This is a genomic window from Paenibacillus sp. 1011MAR3C5, assembly GCF_003591485.1.
Taxonomy (GTDB): domain Bacteria; phylum Bacillota; class Bacilli; order Paenibacillales; family Paenibacillaceae; genus Pristimantibacillus.
On record NZ_QZCF01000011.1, the window covers coordinates 136,972 to 156,079 of the forward strand.

The window sequence follows — 19,108 nt, forward strand, 5'->3', positions numbered from 1 at the left end:
GTTGAGTCGCATGCCGAATGCATCCGATATCAGGAAAGAATTGCAGCACACGGGCAAATATATGATGCAATACGGCCTTGCCTGGGGCAATGCCGGCAATATTAGCGCGAGAAGCGAGGGTGACCGCTATGTCATTACGGCGAGCGGAACCTTCCTTGGAGAGCTGGACGAAACGGATTTGATCGAATGCGACATGTCCGGTGCTGTCTATGGTACAGAGCGCAAGGTTCCGTCCAAGGAGACGCCTATGCACCGCGCGGTCTATGAGAATCGCCCGGAGATCGGCGCTGTCTTGCACGCATCACCGTTCTATAGCACGCTCGTAGCCTGCTCCGATATTGAAATTCCGTCCAATTGGTTCGTGGAGACGATGTACTATTTGGAAAAGGTAGAGCGCGTGCCTTACTATCATCCTGGAAGTGAAGCGCTAGGTGAGGGGGTCCGTGAAAAGGCTAAGCATGCGAATATATTGCTGCTTGAGAATCATGGCGTCCTTGTCTATGATACATCGATTCGTGAAGCGCGCATGGCGCTGCAGACGCTGGAGATGGCCTGCCGCATGCTCGTCGAATCGCAATCGGCTGGTATCCCGATGAAAGGTTTATCGCGCGATACCGAGATGGATTTCCTGGAGAAATCGGACTATAAGCCGCGAAGAAATTGGAATCTGTCTTAGCAGAGCTTTGTCTATGCAAAAGGAGATGTCTCAACAGGCGCTGAGCCTGGTCTGAGGCATCTCCTTTTTGTTGCGGGCTTTGAGCTTAGATCAACGTATCTTGTCTTGTCGCTGCACTTCAGCTGATTAGCTTCTTTGGCTGCTCTTTCGGACGGTATTGTTCGCGTGTTTTATAGGTTTCCGGCAATCGAAATAAATGTTCAGAAAGAAAGGCTCGCAACTGCCCGGTAGCGGCAGGGAGGACAGAACCTTTAGATTTTCTTCATTTTGTTAAGATTGCAATATTTCCTCGCGATTGGCGCTCCACCATAATTAAGCGTAAGCAGCGCATCCGGCCCTATCACACAGCTAAAGGAGTCCAAAGAATGAGAGCGACATCGCGAGTGGCAACCAACACCCGAACCTGGAAGACGATAGCGAAAGAATGGGATCTGTATCTCATGCTCGTGCCGGGACTGGCATTTCTACTTTTGCTAAAGTATACGCCTATGTATGGTTTAATCATTGCTTTCCAGGATTTCAGCATCTACAACGGAATATCGGGCAGCAATTGGGTAGGCCTCAAGCATTTTGAGAGGCTGATGACGAGTGATCAATTTTTGAATGTATTAACCAACACGATTTTGATAAGCGTTTACAAGCTGATCTTCTTATTCCCGGCGCCGATTATTGTAGCCGTCCTGATGAACGAGCTGCGGAAAATGATGTTCAAGCGCATCATTCAATCCGTGATCTATCTGCCTCACTTTATTTCATGGGTCATCATTAGCGGCTTGTTCTTGAATCTGCTGTCGCTGAACGACGGTATTGTCAACACGGTTATCGAGCGGCTGGGCGGAGAGCGGATCGCGTTCTTCATGGATCAGAGCGTATTCCGATCGCTCCTGGTCGGTACGGAAGGGTGGAAGGAAATCGGCTGGGGGACCATCATTTACTTGGCAGCTATCGCGGGCATTGATCCGCAGCTCTACGAAGCGGCCAAGATGGACGGAGCCAGCAAGCTTCAGCAGATGGTTCATGTCACGCTGCCAGGCATCTTCTCGACGATCGTGCTGATGCTGATCCTGAAGCTGGGCAGTATGCTGGAAGCGGGCACGGAGCAAATTTTGGTCATGTACAATCCGGTTGTCTATGACGTCTCCGATGTCATCGGGACGTACGTCTACCGGGTCGGCCTCGGGGCATCCGACTACAGCTTCTCGACCGCTGTGGGCATGTTCGAATCGGTCGTAGCCTTTATACTCGTCGTGGTTGGCAACACGGTGTGCAAAAAGTATCTGGGAAGGAGCATCTGGTAATGGCAACAAAGGCAAACCTAGTGCGTAAGCCTAAGAGCAGAATTAAAGAATCGTTCGGAGAGCGGCTGTTCACGGTATTGAACTATACCTTTTTTACAATTCTCGGCTTGATCACCTTATTCCCGTTCCTCAACGTTGTGGCGAAGTCCTTCAGCAGCGAGGCGGCAGTTGTATCCGGCCTGGTTACCTTTTTTCCGATTGACTTCCAGACCGGAACCTATCAACTTGTACTGGGCAACTCGCAATTTCTGAATTCGTTCAAGATTACGATATTGATTACCGTAGTCGGCACGGTCGCTTCACTGTTCATGACCGTATTAGCGGCATATCCGCTGTCGAAGCCGACCTTGAAATTCCGCAAATCGCTGCTGCTTATCTACGTATTCACGATGCTGTTCAACGGCGGCATTATCCCGTCCTATCTTGTTATGCGCGAGCTTGAGATGGTCAACACGATGTGGGCGCTGTTCGTGCCGGGGCTGATCAACGTCTTCTATATGCTTATTGTAAAAAACTTCTTCGAGGCGCTCCCGGAAAGCCTGGAGGAGTCGGCCAAGCTAGACGGTGCGTCGAACATGCGGGTGCTGTTCAATATTGTATTGCCGCTGTCCAAGCCGGTACTCGCGACAGTCGGGCTGTTCTACGCGGTGCTCTTATGGAACAGCTACTTTAACGCGATGATCTACATTACGTCGCCCGAGCTGAAGACGCTCCAGCTATACTTGAAAGAGCTGATCGCTTCGACCCAGGAGGTGCTGACGACGGCGGGGCAAATTGATATTAACCGCGACTTGAATCAGGCACCGGAGGCGGTGCGGGCCGCATCCATTGTAACGGCGACTATTCCGATTCTGCTGGTCTATCCATTCCTGCAGAAGCACTTTGTGAAAGGGGTGCTGGTCGGGTCCGTGAAAGGTTAGCAGAAGTCAATCCCCTTCAATTGCCACTGAATTACCTACGGCAATAAAGGGGTTTTCTGCTATCATAAGTTTGAAACAACACAAGTGTGAGGGGGCGACATCATGCTAACAGCGATTCTGGTGGACGATGAACCGATGACGAGAAAAGGACTCTTGCGTTTTGTGGATTGGCAGCGGCTTGGCATACAAATCGGGGGCGAGGCTGAAGATGGCCTTGAGGCCTATGAGCTATATGTGGAGCTTCGCCCAGAGCTTGTATTGTGTGATGTCCGCATGCCTAGAATGGACGGAATCGAGCTGGCGCATCGCATTCGCCAAATCGACCCTGATTGCAAAATCATTTTTTTAAGCGGTTACAATGATGTGGAATACTTAAAGTCAGCCATTCAGCTGCAGGCTGTCGATTATATGCTGAAGCCCATTCAGATGGAAGAGTTAACGGCATTAATCGAAAAGACGGCAGCTTCTATATCCCACGCCCGCTCGAAGCAGCAAGAGGTGGACGAGATGCGCGAGCAGCTCGATCGCAGCAAGCCGGAGCTGGCGGAGCGATTGTTCAAGATGTTGCTAAAGACAGGTCCGGAATTTGAAAGCGAATACATAACGGTGGAGAAGGCTATCGCTCGTCTAAGCCCGGAGCTGCTGACGAAGGGCTGGTATCAAATTGCCGTATTTCGGTTCCAGACCGAGGATGCGCTGCAGCATTGGCGGGAAGAGGCCGAGGCGGCGGCAGCGGAGGCAGGCCTTAACGTCATGACGGCCGACATGAACGGAGTTTGCGTCGCGCTATTGGCGCTTTCCTCGCAGCGCCAGGATGATCTTCCAGCGCTCTGGCTGAACCGGCTTACCCGACGCAGAGGGAATGAAGAGCGCGGCGTCGTAGCAGGTGTGGGAGAACCGTTCCAGCATTTGAAGGGCTGTGCCACCTCGTATGAACAAGCTGCCAAGGCGTTATCCCATAGCTTCTATCGGGGGTGGAATACGGTTATCTGGTACAGTAATCTTGCCCCTCAGCAGAATACCGCCAGCCTATTCAGTCAGCAAGCGTTCATTACGTTCGAGGAGCTGCTCAGAGGGAAGGAGCTTCGTGCAGCCTCCGAATGGCTGGATCAAACCATTAATGAGCTGCTGCTTAAGCCGCCGCTTGACGTAGAGTCGGTCAGGAAGAAGCTGTTCCGCTGGTATGTAGCCATGACCCGCATCTATTCGGAGACGATGTGGGAATTTGAGAATGATTATTTGTGGGCGACGACATTCATGTCGGGAGAGCTGTATATGATCCGCAAGTTTATGCTGCAACGGCTCGATATTTTGCAGGAAGCGCTGGACCAGACGCTTGCGAGCGACAAGTCGGTCATTCGCGATATGATCCGCTTTATTCAGCAGAACTACAATCAGGATGTTTCCATTAATACGGTCGCTGCTCACGTGCATCTTGCCCCTACCTATATGTGTATCTTGTTCAAGAAGGAGAAGGGTGTCTCCATCAATGATTATATTACGCAATACCGGATCGAGCAGGCGAAGCGGCTGCTTCGCGACCGGAAGCTGAAGCTGTACGAGGTATCGCATATGGTTGGCTACCAGGACCCCAACTACTTCTCCAAAGTATTCCGTAAGCTCGCGGGCGTCATCCCATCACAATATCGGGAAAGCCAGCGTGAGGAAGGATGATAGGGGATAATCTGCTGCGCGAGAAGCTGTCTCGAGTCCGCATTAAGACCAAGCTGATGCTTGTCTTTATGGCTTTAATCTTTATCTCGGTTGGACTCGTCTCGGTCATTATCTATCAGAATACGATGCGCATCCTGGAGAAGAGGGTGGAGCAATCTACGGAGATGGCGATCGGACAAGCGAGCTCGTTCCTGTCATACAAGATGGATAATGTGAAGGATGTATCCAGTATTCTGTTCATGAACAAGGAGCTGAATGATACGCTCAATAGCGGCCGGGTGGAGCTGCCTCTAGCCAGGCAAATCGATGACTATCATAAAATATTGAACATTCTCCGCTCCGCGCAAACTAGCCGGGAAATCTACAGCATCCGCCTGTTCACTGACTCAACGAATATATATGCCCGGGAGAACAGCACCATATTCGCCTTGTCTGACATCCAGGATGAGGCTTGGTATAAGGAAATGCTGGCGAATCGGGAAGGGCTATACTGCCAATCCACCTACGAATACGACTATCTGGGCGAGAGAGGCAAGCAGAATGTCGTAACCTGCAGCCGGGCGTTGTATTCCGATGGCTTTGTTGGCGATATCATGGCCGTCTTATCCATTGATATATTGGAAGAATCCTTTCAGGACATTATGAAGAAAGCGCAGATTACAAGAGAAGGCAAGGTCTATATAACGGACCGGGCAGACCGTATCGTATCCAGTGTCGATCCTGCCGATATCGGGCAAGCCATCGATTCGGTAGATGTACGCGCCTATATTGTAAGCAGCTTGCCGATAGCAGGCACCAGCTGGCAGGTGGTCGCCCATATTCCGAAAGGGGAGCTTTACGCAGAGAGCAGGCAATGGTCCTATCAATTATATGGACTGCTATTCATCGTCTGCATCTTTGGCGTCATATTGGCTGTCGCGTTTTCTGAAGGATTGACCCGGAGGATTGGACCGCTGCTGCAGCAGATCAAGAAGATCGAAGCGGAAAACTGGGATTCGCAGACGCAGGTAACGGCTCATGACGAGATTGGGGTGCTTCAATCTCATCTGAATCAGATGAGCGTGAACATGCGAAGGCTGATCGAGGAGAAGTACAAGACCGAGGCGGAGAAGCGGACGGCCCAGCTGCAGGCGCTCCATGCCCAGATCAATCCCCACTTCCTGTACAATACGATGGACCTGATTCATTGGATGGCGTTGGAGAAGGGGGCCAAGGACATTAGCGAGGTCGCAGGCCAACTGTCGGACTTCTTCCGGATCAGTCTGAGCCAAGGCCATGATGTCATCTCGATTGCCGATGAAGTGGAGCATGCGCGAACCTACTTGAATATCCAAAGCCGGCGCTTTGGCGGGAATATCCAATTTATCATCGAGACAGACCCGGAATTGCTTCGCCACAAGACGGTTAAGCTGATCCTGCAGCCGATCGTAGAGAATGCGATTCAACATGGCATCAGGGAGAAGCGGGACAAGTCGGGCGAAATTCGGATTACAGGCCAGCTGTCGGGCGACTATGCCCGGTTCATCATCGAGGATGACGGAGTAGGCATGAGCGCCGAGAAGCTGGAGCAGCTCGGCAGCGATTCCCCGGATGTCGGATACGGCATCCGCAATGTGAAGGATAAGCTTAGGCTTTATTTTGGCGAGACGGCAGGCGTAGCGTTTGAACGGCGCGAGGAACGGGGCATTCGAGTGACGATTGTGTTCCCGCTTGGCGCCAGGGATGAGAAGTCGTTTGACGATAACTCAGGAAATAGCCAATAAGGACAACAAAGGCAGCTACTATCGACAAATACGCAAATAAGACCGGATGCTAGAATGAAGTCGTGCTAGACATACTTTCACAAATGGGGGAGATACGGTGAGCAAGAAATGGAGTATCGGTATCGTATGTATGTTGATTATGGCTTTGCTTGCAGCCTGCGGCAGCAGTAATGATTCGAATAGCGGAAAGGGTAACGGCTCGGAGCAAGGCGGGGAGAAGCCGGTACTGAAGCAGCTCGGTTTCCAGCGCAACTTCGATCCGAATCAGGATAAGGTAGCAGCATTCCTGGAAGAGAAGACAGGCTACAAAGTGAAATATGAGACGCTTCCACTTGAGAATCCGGACGACAAGCTGAATCTGCTTATGGCCAATAACGAGCCGTATGATATCGTGAAGCTGTCCGGCACGCAGTACAATCGCTTGGCGGTACAAGGCGCGCTAGAGCCGCTCGACAAGCTGCTCGAGGAATTCGGACCCGATTTGTTGAAAGCGAATCCATCCGAGCTTTTTGATAACGCCAAGGTGGATGGTCAAATTTACGGCATCCCCGAGAAGCATCCCCGCGGATTTGTAGGCAGCGCGCTGGCGATCAACCAGAAGCTGCTCGATGAGCTGGGCATGCAAGTGCCGACGACGATTGACGAATTCTATGAGCTTTTGAAAGCGATTAAAGAGAAAAAAGGCATTGTGCCGTTGACTGGCTTTGAGAGCATTATTCCGGAGATTTCCGGGGCATTCGGCGTTGTGACTTCCTTTGACGTGGAGGACGGCAAGCTGATCCACCGCTTGGAAGGCCCGGGCATGAAAGAGTATTTGGCCTTCATGAACAAGCTGTACAGTGAAGGATTGGCAGACCCGGAATGGCCGGTGAATAAGGCGGAGACGATCCAGCAGAAGTTCACCACCGGCAAGGCGGGCATGATGACGTACGGCTGGGGTGTTGCTCCCGCGGTAACCGAAGCGCTGCATAAAAATGATCCGGATGCCACAATCACGCTTATTACTTCGCTGAAAGGCGAGAACGGCGAGATCGGCAACTGGGTGCAGGGCGGCGGCGTGAGCTGGTATATCGCCATTCCGAAGTCCTCCAAGAACAAGGAAGAAGCGATGAAATATATGAATATGAAAGTACAGACAGAGCTGTTCAAGGAGCTGGCGATCGGCGAGGAGGGCGTACATTATGAGAAGGACAGCGAAGACAGGATGTTCCCTATTCTTCCGGCGTTCAATGACGATCGCGGCAACTCCGACTGGTTCATGACAAGCACGGATGCTGAGGCATTCGAAGAGCTGTGGCTGCTGCGCGTGCGCAAGGATCCGGTGTTGTATGCGACATTTGAGGAAATTCAGGCAAAGCAAATGCCGATCTCCAGAAGCGATCCGACGCTCTTGGCGCCGCCGCTTCCGGTTGTGGCCAACAATCTGCAGAAGCTTAACAAGCTGGAAAGCGATTATATGATCAAGGTAATGGCGGGTGCAGAATCGATCGACTTGTATGACAAGTTCGTAGCCGATTGGAAAGCCCAGGGCGGAGCGGATGTATTAGCCGAGCTGACCGAGTGGTATGAATCATCGAAGTAACAGCATGTAGTAGTGCTCCCTCCGGCATGAGTCCGGAGGGAGTTTTTTTAGGTGGTGTGGAACAAAACCTCAAGATTTTCCTTGTTTTCGTAAGATCATGGCATAACGGCCCGTTCGCATATCGGTTTTAATAGAAGGAGAATGTGGCTCATCATGCGAGGAGGACTGCTCATGCCGCCAATACTTCCATCTGCCGGCAAGAAGGAACAGGGAGCCGGCTTTGATGTTCGTTACTTGGAGAGAGAGGTGTCGTTGAACCTGGTGCATCTCTTTCAGGTGCATGACCGCTGCTGCCGGGAAGAGGAAGGTCGTTCATCCGCCGACCATTTCATTGTGCTGTATATGTTGTCGGGGAGCGGAGAATTGGACACGGATGGACAACGTCAGTCTTTCTCGTATCGGCATCTGGTCGCGCTGGAGCCGGGCATTCGTTACAGGATTGCTGCAAATGCGGGAGAGATGATCCGATTCGTAAGGCTGGAGATCAAGCCTTTGTCCGGGACGCTGCTCGACTTCCCGCTATTCCGGCCGGAGGCATTAGGCCGGATTATCCGGGATCAGTGCGGCTTGGATGAGCGGTTTTTTGCATTAATGAGGGAGTTGAGGTCGGGGGATCGGTATACGCGCGCGATGCTGGACAGCCTCGTCAATCAGATTTTGATTCAAGCAGGGCGCATGCTAGGGGGCTCAGTCTTGGGGGCAGATACAGGTTGCATGTCCCTCCAACCGCTATCAGCAGCCCAGAGGGCAGAGGGCAGAATGAAGCCGGTCAACAAGAAGGAGCTGGTCTATCAGGCTGTTCAATACATGGATTTGCACGTCGGCCATATCGAGGAGCTGGGGCAAGTCGCTGATCGCTTAGGCTACAGCTACTCGCATCTATCCCATGCCTTCCGGCTGGAGATGGGCATGCCGATGCAATCGTATTGGGTCAGCCGAAGAATGATGGCAGCCATGAACAAGCTGCAAGCCGGCAGGGACAGCATTACGCAAATCTCGGAGGAGCTGCGTTATCAGTCCATTCACGCCTTCAGCAAGGCATTCAAGAAGATGACTGGCTTTACGCCATCCGAATATCAAAGCTTATATGGAGCGGGGTGGAACGATGAATAAGATGGCGATGCTGATGAATCCCGCTGTCGTCACCCGCGTGTTCACGCCAGAGGCGATGGCTCGATTGAAAGCGCTGACGAAGGAGCTTGCCATTCCGGAGGGGCCGCTGCAAGAGAATCCTTGTGATGCGGGTGCAGTGATGCGCGGCGCCGATGTCTTGATCACGTCATGGACGAGTCCGGCGCTTACGGAAGAGTGGCTCGCCCCTGCGCCTGGCCTCAAGCTGGCGCTGCATGCGGCGGGTTCAGTGAAGCCGGTCGCGACAGATGCGCTATGGGCGCGCGGGATTCCGGTTGTCTCATCGGCGTCCGTACTCAGCAGAGGGGTGGCGGAGACCGGGCTTGGCCTAACGATTATGGCATTGAAGAATATTGAGGAAATAACTTGGCATACCCGCACGGGCGATTGGTGGAATAATCGGGCGGATGAGGTGCGGGGGCGAATAAGAGAGCTGTACGGTATAACGATCGGCGTCATTGGCGCAGGTCAGGCTGGCAGGAGGTATATGGAGCTGCTGCGCGCCTTCCGAGTCCATGTCCTGCTTTATGATCCGACTGTATCTGAGCAAGAGGCAGCGGAGCTGGGCGCGCGCCTCGTCTCGCTGGAGGAGCTGTCGGCCAGCGCTGCTCTCGTGATGGTACTGGCCCCAGCCATACCGGAAACTTATCACATGATTAATGAGGAGCGATTATCGCTTATGAAGCAAGGGACAGTCCTGATTAATCTAGCTCGGGGCTCGCTTGTGGATGAGGCCGCTCTTCGCAGAAGACTGGATGCTGGGGGATTCCGGGCGATCCTCGATGTGACCGGGCAAGAGCCTCCGCCTGCCGGCCATTGGCTGCGGATTCACCCGCATGTTACGTTGACGGGCCACATTGCGGGATCAGTCAACAACGGATTGCTCGCCATCGGCGACTTCATTGCGGAGCAAGCGGAACGATTCGCGGCAGGACATGGTTTGATTGGACAAATTGAGCCGTCAAGGCTGCATGAATTAGCTTAGGAGGATTGCGATGAGAACAGCAATAGTGGTAGCCGGGTCATCAGTAACCGTACCGGGAGCGCTACAAGCCGAACGATTCCAATGGGGGGAGCTGGAGAGCTGTGACCTGAATCAGTATGATGCGGTCCTGCTGCTTGGTTCTGGCAGCCTGGAAGCAGCGTCGGCATTGACGCCTGCAGCATCCGCCAAGCTATGGGATTATGTCGAGAGGGGCGGTCGGCTTTATGCAGAGCTGGTAGAAGCCTTCGACTTTTCTAGCTCCCGCTTGTTCGGCTGGAAGCAAGACTTCCCGGCTACGAGAAGAACGGTAGAGAAGCTAAGGAGCAAGCGACATATACCAGGATTGACGGAAGGGGCTTTGTTGGAATGGTCGGGCGCGATGCGGCGAGGTTTTGCCGTTGATGCCGAGGTGTGGCTTTCCATTGGGCATTATCAGGATACGCATATGAGCTCTAAGGAAGGGAGCGGGAGCTATCCGGGGCTAGTGGTGCGGAAGCTCGGACTGGGAATCGTTGTTTATGTGGCATTTTCGCTGCTGACCTGCACCGAACCGGTAACGCTGCGGCCTTACAGCCGATGGCGTCCGCTGCTCTTGCAACTGGAGATGGAGACAGGTCTTCCGTTATTGGCTGCAGACCCGCCGGTGACGCTGGCTGGCAAGCGGACATCTGAGCAAGCGGTGAAGGCAAGCGCGAGATGGTTCATCCAGTCGGGCATGCTGCCGGAGGCAGACGGTTCCGCTGGTGTGTATGAGAATATTCATTCGGTAACCGTCCATCTTGCGAAGGACAGAAGACCAGATTGCCATGCGCATACAGCATTTATGTTCCACTTGTACGGAACATGGAAGAAGGATCAGGAGTGGCTGGACGCTTCCAGTTGTCTGCTTCATTACTTGTTCGATCAGGGGTATCAGGATATGGACCCTGCTTCGCCTTCTTACGGATTCTTCAAGTGGTTTGATTATCCCGGCAAATATCCGCAGCAGATCTTCACCGACGATAATGCCTGGGTCTGCTTTGTGCTTCTCTATCTATATCGCAAGACCGGCAATGCTGTCTATCGGGAGCGAGGACTGCTTCTTGCGGCAGGGCTGCTCGCTACGCAGCGCGAGGACGGGTTGCGTCCAAGCGTCCTTACTCGGGATCAGCTGGCGCTGCTCGGACGGGAAGGCGTGAGGGAACTGGATGCCAGCATGAATCCGCATTTTGAGAGCATTGCTCATGCGGCCTTTATACAGGCATATCTTGTTACTGGCGACGAGGCTTACTTGAATTCGGCCTTGAAGGGCTCTCGTACACTGCTGGCCAATAGGGATCACATGCAGTTCATGTACAGCCGAACCTCCGGTTGGACCCGCCTACTGCTGCCTCTCGGCTACCTGGCCCGTCATGACCATACGGGAGAGATTGCATCGGGCCTGTGCGATATCGCGCAAGCTCTGACGGTGAACCAGCATGCCCTTGGCGGGATAGAAGAGGCAGATAACCCGGATCCGGAACGATTCGGACTAGAGGATGCGGGTGTCTATATCTCCAATGGAGAGGGAATCGCCGACCAGCTGTATACCAACAATTTCTTGGTGATGAACAGTTGGGAGATGTGGCGGGCTACCGGTAATGAGTCATACAAAAAGCTGCATGAGGACGTAGCGGCGTTTATGCGGAGCATTCAGATTTGCAGTGCCGACAGTCGTTTCGACGGGGGCTGGATGCGAGCCTTCGATATGAATAGCGGCGAATACTTCGGCAATAACGGCGACACGGGATGGGGCCCGTACTGCATGGAGAGCGGCTGGACGAATGCGCTAACCTCCGCAGGCCTGCTGCTTGCGTTATTGAATGAGAGTGTATTTGATTAACTCCTGCTGGAGGGTTGATTCAGTTGATGATATGGGGTGCAGGGTAGCACTGGAGGCCAAAGGGGGCAAGAGAACATGCAGAAGTTGTTGGAAACGATGACGCTGGAGGAGAAGGTGGGGCAGCTATTCACCTTCTACTATCATGAGACATCATTCGGAGCAGAAGCGGAGCTATACATCGAAGGCTTCAAGGCCGGCGGGATCTTTCTGGATATGGGTTGTCTGGACTCGCCGGAGCAGGTTCATGAATTGACGGGGAGGATGCAGCGATCCGCTTTGGATAACGGAAGCGGACAGCCGCTGTTCATAGCGGCTGATTTCGTTGCGGGAGCGGGCTGCAAGCTGCCGCGCGGGGGAGCAGTCTACTTTCCGAAAAATATGGCGATCGGAGCGGCGGCTGATGAAGAACTAGCCTATGAGACCGGCAGAGTGACAGCCGAGGAGTCACTGGCGATGGGAGTCAACTTTAACTACAGTCCAGTCGTGGACATTAACAACAATCCCAATAATCCCGTGATCGGCACCCATTCCTTCGGCGATACGCGGGAGCTGGTCACTCGCATGGGCGCATGCGTCATTCGCGGCTATCAAGAGCATGGCATGATTGCGACGGCTAAGCACTTTCCCGGCCATGGCGATACGAATGTCGATTCTCATCTTGATCTTCCTGTATTGAACTTCGACCGGGAGCGGCTTGAGACATTCGAGCTGGCACCTTTCCGCGCGGCGATCACAGCAGGTGTCGAAGCGGTCATGATCGGCCATATCGCAGTACCTGCGATCGATCCGTCATGCTTGCCCGCTTCTTTGTCATACAGCGTCATAACGGAGCTTCTTCGCAAGGAGATGGGGTTCGAAGGCTTGATTGTAACGGACGGCATGTCCATGAAAGGCGTGACGTCTGCCTATACGCAGAGCAAAGCTTGTGTTATGGCGCTGAAAGCGGGTGCGGATATCGTGCTTGTCTGCCCGGCAAATCGCGAAGAAGCGCAAGAGATGGTGGGTGCAGTGTTAGAAGCCGTTCGCTCAGGTGAACTGAGCATAGAACGAATAGATGAATCCGCGGCCCGCATCATCCGCTCCAAGCGGAAATACGGATTAACATCGGAACGATTCGAGCAGTTGCCATTTGATCCATCCCGATTCGATACAGCGTCTTCCAGAGCCATTAGCATGGAGGTGGCACGGAAGGCTATTCAGATTCATGGTGATCAATCCATATGGTCATCCATCCAGAGCCTGGCTCATTCAGGCCCTATGCGCATTAGGCTCATATGCGAGCAGTCGCTGCCGATATTTGCGGATCGGGTCGTGGGAGATGGGGCAGCTGCGGAACTGAAGCGAATCGATGCTTACGATCAGTTGCCGGATACGTTGGAGCAGTGGGGTGAGGATGGACCGGTTATAGCGGCGATTACTTGCAATAAGCGGATGCGGCGCGACGTGCTGGAGCGAATTAATCGCGTAGCCGTCCGGTGCAGGAACCCGTTGCTGCTCGTTCATTTCGGCTCGCCATATGACGCGGAGTTCTACACGGACATTCCCGTATTGCTGATGCACGATCGCGCCCCTTCCTTGCAGGAGGCGGCAGCGGAATATATCAAGGGCCTGTTAGGCAACGAAGGAAGGGAGCGACAAGATGCGGAATAGACATGCAGATGTTGTCATTATCGGAGGAAGCACAGGAGGCTGCGCGGCTGCGCTTGCCGCCGCCAGAGCTGGCAGGACAGTTATCATGACGGAGGAATCGGACTGGATTGGCGGACAACTGACAAGTCAGGCGGTGCCGCCTGACGAGCATCCATGGATGGAGCAATTCGGCTGTACAGCCAGCTATCGCGAGTTCCGTACGCGCATAAGAGAGTACTATAGACGAAACTTTTTGCTGAATCCAGCGTCGCATGCCTCAGTCCGCTTCAACCCGGGCAATGCCATCGTCAGCGATATTGCGCATGAGCCGCGGGCTGCTCTGGCGGTACTGAAGGATATGCTGGCTCCATATATCCACCGGGGCTCATTGGCGATCATGGAGAACGTTAGGCCGGTTCGGGCGGAGACGGAAGGAGATCGGGTAAGGGCGGTTTATGTCCGCCATGAGTGGACGGGCGATGAGACGGTTCTGACCGCTGCCTGCTTTCTCGATGCGACGGATGAAGGCGATCTTCTTCCGATGACGGGTACGGAGTACGTAACGGGAGCCGAGTCAGCAAGAGAGACGGGTGAGCCTCACGCGCTTGCCGGTGATGCGGATCCATCGGATATGCAGGCATTCACCTGGTGCTACGCAATCGATCATATCGAGGGGGAAGACCATACAATCGCGAAACCGGCACAATATGACTTCTGGAAGCAGTATCGGGCGGATTTCTGGCCGGACCGTCAGCTTAGCTGGACGGGGCTTGTTCCCCATACGCTTGCGCCTATTACGTACAGCTTCTTTCCTGATGGCAAGTCCTTCTCACTATGGCATTACCGCCGCATCATTGACCGGTCGCAGTTTGCCGAGGGCTCCTTCGAGAGCGATATTACGCTGGTCAATTGGCCGCAGAACGATTACTGGCTTGGACCGATCATCGATGTAGAGGAGGCGGAGCGGCAGAAGCATCTGGAGAGCGCCCGCCAACTCAGCTTGTCCTTGATGTATTGGATGCAGACGGAAGCGCCGCGTCCCGATGGCAAAGCGGGCTATCCTGGCTTGCGTCTTCGCGGCGATGTGACGGGCACGCTTGACGGGCTGGCGAAGCGTCCGTACATCCGCGAATCCAGAAGAATCAAAGCCGAGACGACCGTTGTGGAGCAGCATGTCAGCCCGGAATGCCGTCCTGACGGCAAAGCGATGGACTACCCGGATTCGGTCGGTATTGGCGGTTATCGGATCGATCTTCATCCCAGTACCGGGCTTCGGTCCTATATTGACGTATCCTGCCTGCCGTTCCAAATCCCGCTTGGCAGCCTAATCCCGGAGCGCATGGACAATATGATTGCCGCTTGCAAAAACATAGGCACTACGCACATTACGAATGGCTGCTACAGGCTCCATCCGGTGGAATGGAACATAGGGGAGGCGGCTGGGTTTCTCGCGGCATATTGTGCGGAGCGGGGACTTCAACCTAGAGCCGTAAGGAATAATGAAGAAGCGCTGGCTGGCTACCAAGCTTGGCTGAGAAGAGCTGGCGTTGAGACGAAGTGGCCGCAGCTGCGAGCATTATAATCGAAAGGATGATCCTAAGATGTCAATCCTAACGCCAGGTACGCTGGTTGTGTCTTGCCAAGCGCTTGCTGACGAGCCTTTGCACGGGTCATCTTATATGGCAGGCATGGCCCGCGCAGTCGTAGAAGGTGGCGCAGGAGGCATAAGAGCCAATAGTCCGGAGGATATACGGGTAATCCGGTCAAGTGTCGGGCTGCCGATTATTGGTTTGTGGAAGAGAGACTACGAGGGCTATGAGATGTACATTACGCCAACCGTACAAGATGCCATAGCGGTACATGAAGCGGGTGCCGATATCGTTGCGATTGATGCGACAGGACGGCCGCGCCCAGATGGAATGAGCTTGCAAGACTCCATCGCTGTGCTGAAGGATAGAGGCATCTCCATCATGGCCGATATCTCGACCTTCGAGGAAGGCTTGCATGCTGCAGCATGCGGAGCTGACTATGTCTCCACGACATTGGCGGGCTATACACCATATAGCGAAGGTCCGATACCCCGGCTCGATCTGGTAGCCCGGCTGGCCGACAGATTGGAGGTGCCGGTCGTAGCCGAAGGCGGCATATGGACGCCGGAGCAAGCCGCTCTGGCTCTGGAGAGAGGGGCATGGTTTGTTGTGGTCGGCTCCGCGATTACACGGCCTCAGCTCATAACGGCGAAGTATCGGGCTGCCATGGATCGCAGCGCACGGACGGGTGCATGAACACGGTCAAGTTCGAAGCTCCTTACCTCGGAATAGACATCGGAGGGACAGGCATCAAGGCTGGATTAGTGACAGCAGACGGTAACATTATATTGGAGCGCACAGTACGAACGCCAATCGAGGAAGGCAGAGCCGGAATGATGAGAGAGATCAGCCGGCTTGCCGCCGATCTAATGGAAGCTTCGGCAGGTAGTGTAGAAGGAATAGGAATCGGCTCGGCCGGATTGATCGATCCGGATTCTGGAGAAGTGATCTACGCAACAGACAATTTGCCCGGATGGACGGGTCTTTCGTTGGCCTCGTCTGTCTCACGGGCAACGGGCCTGCCTGTATGGGCAGATAATGACGTGCACACCGCGGCACTCGGGGAAGTGTGGATGGGGGCAGCCCGTGATTATCATTCATTTGCGCTTGTAGCGCTGGGAACAGGAGTCGGAGGCGCGATTGTTCGTAACGGGCAGATCAGTCACGGGTTCGGCGGTCGAAGCGGCGAGATCGGGCATATGATCCTGGAGCAAGACGGATTGCTGTGCAATTGCGGCCAACGAGGCTGCATGGAGCAATATGTATCGGGAAGCGCCCTTAATCGAATCGCTCGCGTAATCGAGCCTGACTGGGACAGCCGGCGGTTGATCAGAGAGGCGCAAGCTTCTGAATCGCGCGCTCTCCAAGCTATAGATCAATTCGCAGCTCGTCTGGCTGCAGGACTGATATCCATCTACCATCTCATTGGTCCGCAATCCATTGTAATTGGAGGCGGACTGGTGAATAGCGCGGATGTATGGTGGTCGAGGCTGGAGCATGCGCTGCGGAGGAAGACGGATATGCCGATTCGGATAGAACCAGCGGGCTTAGGAAATAGGGCAGGTATTATCGGAGCGGCTTATATGGTGAAATGTAAGCTCCGTTAAACACTTGAAGGATAGATGAGATCTGGTTGTTTCAGGCCAGGTCTCTTCTCGTTGTCTTCGCCGTACGCGAATGAGGCTCCTTCCCATGAAGGTGAAGCGCTAGGACAAATGGTCTCGTAATCGCTGGACGAGCCGAAGCGGTTAACGGCAGTGTCGTTATGGCCGACCAAGGCTACGCTTCGAGGCCTGACGAAGGTAAGCCTTAGGTCGGGTGGCTTTCGCTTGCCCATCATGGCTTAAGAAAGCGGCTTCCGGTTCGAATCATATTGTTTCTTGGCCTTATAGGAGAAGAGGCTGGCAAGCGCAATCATGATCGGAATGGTCATCCAGAGGAAGCCCCGGCCTAGCGCAAAAGGCGTCTCGAACAGGAAGGAACCCCAGAATGCCGCCCCTTCCTTCTCCCATAGCCCCGGTGTGTAATATAACGCTTTGGGGTTCAGGAATACAGCAAGATCGATACTGTTCGTTGTAATTAAAACGACAAAGAGAGGAATGAAGCAAGCGGCGAGTGATGTCCACATGTCCGCTAATCTTTTGTAGCGTCCTGCTTTGGAGTCCAGATCCGAGAAGATGTCATCTTCTGTGTCTGTACCGGTTTTCTTGAAGTATTGAGCGCCGGAGCTTCTTGTTCCCGCGATATGCGCCCAGCCGCAATCCTCGAACAGTGCGCGATAATCCTCGAAGTCGGAGGCACGGCGGAAGGTGCGGTAATCGATTCGAATAGCGACATCCAGTCCGGGCTTGGCGGGCTCGAATTCATACCCGATCGACTTGCGGGATAAGATATAGCCTTGTCTTGCCATGTCATTCAACCATTGTTCTTCTTTCTCCAAATCAACAAAATAGTTAAGCTTCCGCATGATATTACCTCCTGTTGTTCCAACTGTCATTCGTCACGTTAATCATATGCAACATTCGATCGAAGTCGGCTCTTAGCATCGACACGCCTTGCTCTGTAATTACATATACTTTGCGGCGGCTGTCCTCGCTCGGAACAGGCTGAATCCATTTCAGCTTCATCAGGTTGTCGATTGCGCCGTATAGTGTTCCAGCCGCCATTCGGACTTGGCCGTGGCTCAACTCCTCGACCTTCTGCAGAATGGCATAACCGTGTGCGGGCTCAATCAAGGCAAGAAGGATATAATAGACCGTCTCGGTTAACGGCAAATTCCGGTCTCTTGGCATCACAAGTTCTCTCCTTTAGTAAGTTGAAGGTTACTGCACAGCATGAAGAACTCACTATACCGTTCAACTATTCAGTTCAACTATATAGTTGAATTATATACAGTTGAACTGTATAAAGCAAGAGGGCTATAGATTTTTGGTTGTTCAAGTGCTAGGCTGAATAGAGAGGTACGTGCGCGATCAGTGTTGCGAAGGGGGCAGCTCATGAGTACGAATGGCTTAATATTGGAAGGCGGAGGCATGCGCGGCATTTATACGGCGGGCGTGCTGGAGTATTTTTCAGAGCAAGAGCTTTATTTTCCATATACGATCGGCGTGTCTGCCGGCGCCTGCATGGGAGCAAGCTATTTATCCAGACAGCTTGGGCGCAATCGCGTCGTGAATGTGGATTGGGTGAGCGATCCGCGCTATATATCATGGGGTAACCTATTGAAGAAGGGACAGCTGTTCGGCATGGATTTTATATTCGATGAAATTCCAAACAAGCTGGTGCCGTTCGATTATGAGGCTTTTCAGAACAGTCCGGAGGAATATGTCATTGGCACGACGGATTGCATGACGGGTGAGTCTGTCTATTACGCCAAGAATGATCCCGATTATGATTTATTAAGGTTGCTAAGGGCATCAAGTTCGCTTCCCTTCATTGCTCCGATCGTGGAGTTCGGAGACAGGAAGCTGCTGGATGGAGGCATTGCCGATCCCATTCCGCTGCGAGAGTCGGAGAGGCAAGGCTTCAAGCGCAATGTGCTGATCCTGACCCGTAATAGCGACTATCGCAAATCCCCGTCTCGCTTCCCCTGGATGCTGAAGCGTGCCTACGCCAAGTATCCGAAGCTTGTGGAGACGATGCTGCGCAGGCATGAGGTCTATAACGAGACACTGGATTATATCGAAAGTCAGGAGAAGGCGGGCAACGTATTCGTCATTCGGCCGCAAGAGACAATGACCGTAGGCAGAATGGAGCGGGATAAGGAGAAGCTGGATGCGCTCTATATGCAGGGCTACCGCGATGCGGGCAATCTGATGCCGTCTCTTCAGGAATGGATGGGCATCACAAAAGGATGATAAGGTCAGCCAATGATGAACTGCTCCCCGTCAAGTAGACAGTACAAAAAATAAAGATCTATGATGCGGCCTTAGCCCTAAATTCTTTGGGACTGAGGCCGTTTAGTTTTTTCTGTAATCGTTCGTAATTGTAAAAGTGGATA

Annotated in this window: 17 protein-coding genes; 14 read left to right on the forward strand and 3 right to left on the reverse strand. The window is 53.4% G+C overall.

Annotated features, from left to right (window positions below; all coding sequences use genetic code 11):
* The first annotated feature begins 10 nt into the window (after positions 1–10).
* From D3P07_RS24475 to D3P07_RS24535, 13 genes are all read left to right on the forward strand, one after another.
* Positions 11–676: a class II aldolase/adducin family protein gene (locus tag D3P07_RS24475; protein ID WP_119803265.1), complete on the forward strand. Its 666-nt coding sequence runs from the start codon at positions 11–13 to the stop codon at positions 674–676.
* 365 nt (positions 677–1,041) lie between these two features.
* Entirely contained in the window at positions 1,042–1,974 is a 933-nt protein-coding gene (locus D3P07_RS24480; protein ID WP_119803267.1) for an ABC transporter permease, read from the forward strand.
* Complete coding sequence (locus D3P07_RS24485) at positions 1,974–2,894, forward strand: carbohydrate ABC transporter permease (RefSeq protein ID WP_119803269.1); 921 nt, start codon at positions 1,974–1,976, stop codon at positions 2,892–2,894. The genes D3P07_RS24480 and D3P07_RS24485 overlap by 1 nt, the downstream gene beginning before the upstream one ends.
* Before the next feature lie 102 nt (positions 2,895–2,996).
* Positions 2,997–4,568 (forward strand): response regulator, encoded by a 1,572-nt coding sequence (locus tag D3P07_RS24490; protein ID WP_119803271.1) that lies wholly within the window; start codon positions 2,997–2,999, stop codon positions 4,566–4,568.
* The gene (locus D3P07_RS24495) at positions 4,565–6,331 is read left to right on the forward strand and encodes a cache domain-containing sensor histidine kinase (RefSeq protein ID WP_119803274.1); all 1,767 of its coding nucleotides are present in this window, start codon (positions 4,565–4,567) and stop codon (positions 6,329–6,331) included. Before D3P07_RS24490 ends, D3P07_RS24495 begins: the two co-directional genes overlap by 4 nt.
* Before the next feature lie 97 nt (positions 6,332–6,428).
* Positions 6,429–7,913, forward strand: a complete 1,485-nt coding sequence (locus D3P07_RS24500; RefSeq protein WP_119803276.1) for an extracellular solute-binding protein — start codon at positions 6,429–6,431, stop codon at positions 7,911–7,913.
* Between the two features lie 171 nt (positions 7,914–8,084).
* Positions 8,085–9,026, forward strand: a complete 942-nt coding sequence (locus D3P07_RS26765; protein ID WP_182914497.1) for a helix-turn-helix transcriptional regulator — start codon at positions 8,085–8,087, stop codon at positions 9,024–9,026.
* Positions 9,019–10,029 (forward strand): hydroxyacid dehydrogenase, encoded by a 1,011-nt coding sequence (locus D3P07_RS24510; protein ID WP_182914498.1) that lies wholly within the window; start codon positions 9,019–9,021, stop codon positions 10,027–10,029. Before D3P07_RS26765 ends, D3P07_RS24510 begins: the two co-directional genes overlap by 8 nt.
* A 10-nt stretch (positions 10,030–10,039) precedes the next feature.
* On the forward strand, positions 10,040–11,890 hold the full coding sequence (locus D3P07_RS24515) for a hypothetical protein (protein ID WP_119803280.1): 1,851 nt from the start codon (positions 10,040–10,042) through the stop codon (positions 11,888–11,890).
* A gap of 75 nt (positions 11,891–11,965) precedes the next feature.
* Positions 11,966–13,540: a glycoside hydrolase family 3 protein gene (locus tag D3P07_RS24520; protein ID WP_119803282.1), complete on the forward strand. Its 1,575-nt coding sequence runs from the start codon at positions 11,966–11,968 to the stop codon at positions 13,538–13,540.
* Positions 13,530–15,101, forward strand: coding sequence for an FAD-dependent oxidoreductase (locus D3P07_RS24525; protein ID WP_119803284.1), 1,572 nt, complete (start codon positions 13,530–13,532; stop codon positions 15,099–15,101). The genes D3P07_RS24520 and D3P07_RS24525 overlap by 11 nt, the downstream gene beginning before the upstream one ends.
* Before the next feature lie 19 nt (positions 15,102–15,120).
* Positions 15,121–15,804, forward strand: a complete 684-nt coding sequence (locus tag D3P07_RS24530) for an N-acetylmannosamine-6-phosphate 2-epimerase (RefSeq protein ID WP_119803286.1) — start codon at positions 15,121–15,123, stop codon at positions 15,802–15,804.
* On the forward strand, positions 15,801–16,715 hold the full coding sequence (locus D3P07_RS24535; protein ID WP_182914499.1) for an ROK family protein: 915 nt from the start codon (positions 15,801–15,803) through the stop codon (positions 16,713–16,715). The genes D3P07_RS24530 and D3P07_RS24535 overlap by 4 nt, the downstream gene beginning before the upstream one ends.
* Positions 16,716–16,951: 236 nt before the next feature.
* Here D3P07_RS24535 and D3P07_RS24540 read toward each other — a convergent pair whose 3' ends face one another.
* On the reverse strand, positions 16,952–17,575 hold the full coding sequence (locus D3P07_RS24540) for a DUF2812 domain-containing protein (protein WP_119803290.1): 624 nt from the start codon (positions 17,573–17,575) through the stop codon (positions 16,952–16,954).
* A 4-nt stretch (positions 17,576–17,579) separates the two neighbouring features.
* Positions 17,580–17,900: a PadR family transcriptional regulator gene (locus D3P07_RS24545; RefSeq protein ID WP_119803292.1), complete on the reverse strand. Its 321-nt coding sequence runs from the start codon at positions 17,898–17,900 to the stop codon at positions 17,580–17,582.
* Between the two features lie 204 nt (positions 17,901–18,104).
* On the opposite strand from D3P07_RS24545, the gene D3P07_RS24550 reads away from it, so the two are divergent.
* A complete protein-coding gene (locus tag D3P07_RS24550; protein ID WP_119803294.1) occupies positions 18,105–18,965 on the forward strand; it encodes a patatin-like phospholipase family protein in 861 nt (286 codons plus the stop codon).
* 58 nt (positions 18,966–19,023) lie between these two features.
* On the opposite strand, the gene D3P07_RS27980 is transcribed toward D3P07_RS24550, so the two are convergent.
* Positions 19,024–19,107, reverse strand: a complete 84-nt coding sequence (locus tag D3P07_RS27980; protein WP_397334621.1) for an IS3 family transposase — start codon at positions 19,105–19,107, stop codon at positions 19,024–19,026.
* Position 19,108: the final 1 nt, after the last annotated feature.

Excerpts from the sequence above, each read along its gene's own strand:
- D3P07_RS24525 (WP_119803284.1), top strand. The coding sequence starts at position 13,530 with ATGCGGAATAGACATGCAGATGTTGTCATTATCGGAGGAAGCACAGGA.
- D3P07_RS24510 (WP_182914498.1), top strand. The coding sequence starts at position 9,019 with ATGAATAAGATGGCGATGCTGATGAATCCCGCTGTCGTCACCCGCGTG.
- D3P07_RS24485 (WP_119803269.1), top strand. The coding sequence starts at position 1,974 with ATGGCAACAAAGGCAAACCTAGTGCGTAAGCCTAAGAGCAGAATTAAA.
- D3P07_RS24480 (WP_119803267.1), top strand. The coding sequence starts at position 1,042 with ATGAGAGCGACATCGCGAGTGGCAACCAACACCCGAACCTGGAAGACG.
- D3P07_RS24545 (WP_119803292.1), bottom strand. The coding sequence starts at position 17,900 with ATGCCAAGAGACCGGAATTTGCCGTTAACCGAGACGGTCTATTATATC.
- D3P07_RS24530 (WP_119803286.1), top strand. The coding sequence starts at position 15,121 with ATGTCAATCCTAACGCCAGGTACGCTGGTTGTGTCTTGCCAAGCGCTT.
- D3P07_RS24535 (WP_182914499.1), top strand. The coding sequence starts at position 15,801 with ATGAACACGGTCAAGTTCGAAGCTCCTTACCTCGGAATAGACATCGGA.
- D3P07_RS24495 (WP_119803274.1), top strand. The coding sequence starts at position 4,565 with ATGATAGGGGATAATCTGCTGCGCGAGAAGCTGTCTCGAGTCCGCATT.
- D3P07_RS26765 (WP_182914497.1), top strand. The coding sequence starts at position 8,085 with ATGCCGCCAATACTTCCATCTGCCGGCAAGAAGGAACAGGGAGCCGGC.
- D3P07_RS24475 (WP_119803265.1), top strand. The coding sequence starts at position 11 with ATGCCGAATGCATCCGATATCAGGAAAGAATTGCAGCACACGGGCAAA.
- D3P07_RS24515 (WP_119803280.1), top strand. The coding sequence starts at position 10,040 with ATGAGAACAGCAATAGTGGTAGCCGGGTCATCAGTAACCGTACCGGGA.
- D3P07_RS24520 (WP_119803282.1), top strand. The coding sequence starts at position 11,966 with ATGCAGAAGTTGTTGGAAACGATGACGCTGGAGGAGAAGGTGGGGCAG.
- D3P07_RS24550 (WP_119803294.1), top strand. The coding sequence starts at position 18,105 with ATGAGTACGAATGGCTTAATATTGGAAGGCGGAGGCATGCGCGGCATT.
- D3P07_RS24540 (WP_119803290.1), bottom strand. The coding sequence starts at position 17,575 with ATGCGGAAGCTTAACTATTTTGTTGATTTGGAGAAAGAAGAACAATGG.
- D3P07_RS24490 (WP_119803271.1), top strand. The coding sequence starts at position 2,997 with ATGCTAACAGCGATTCTGGTGGACGATGAACCGATGACGAGAAAAGGA.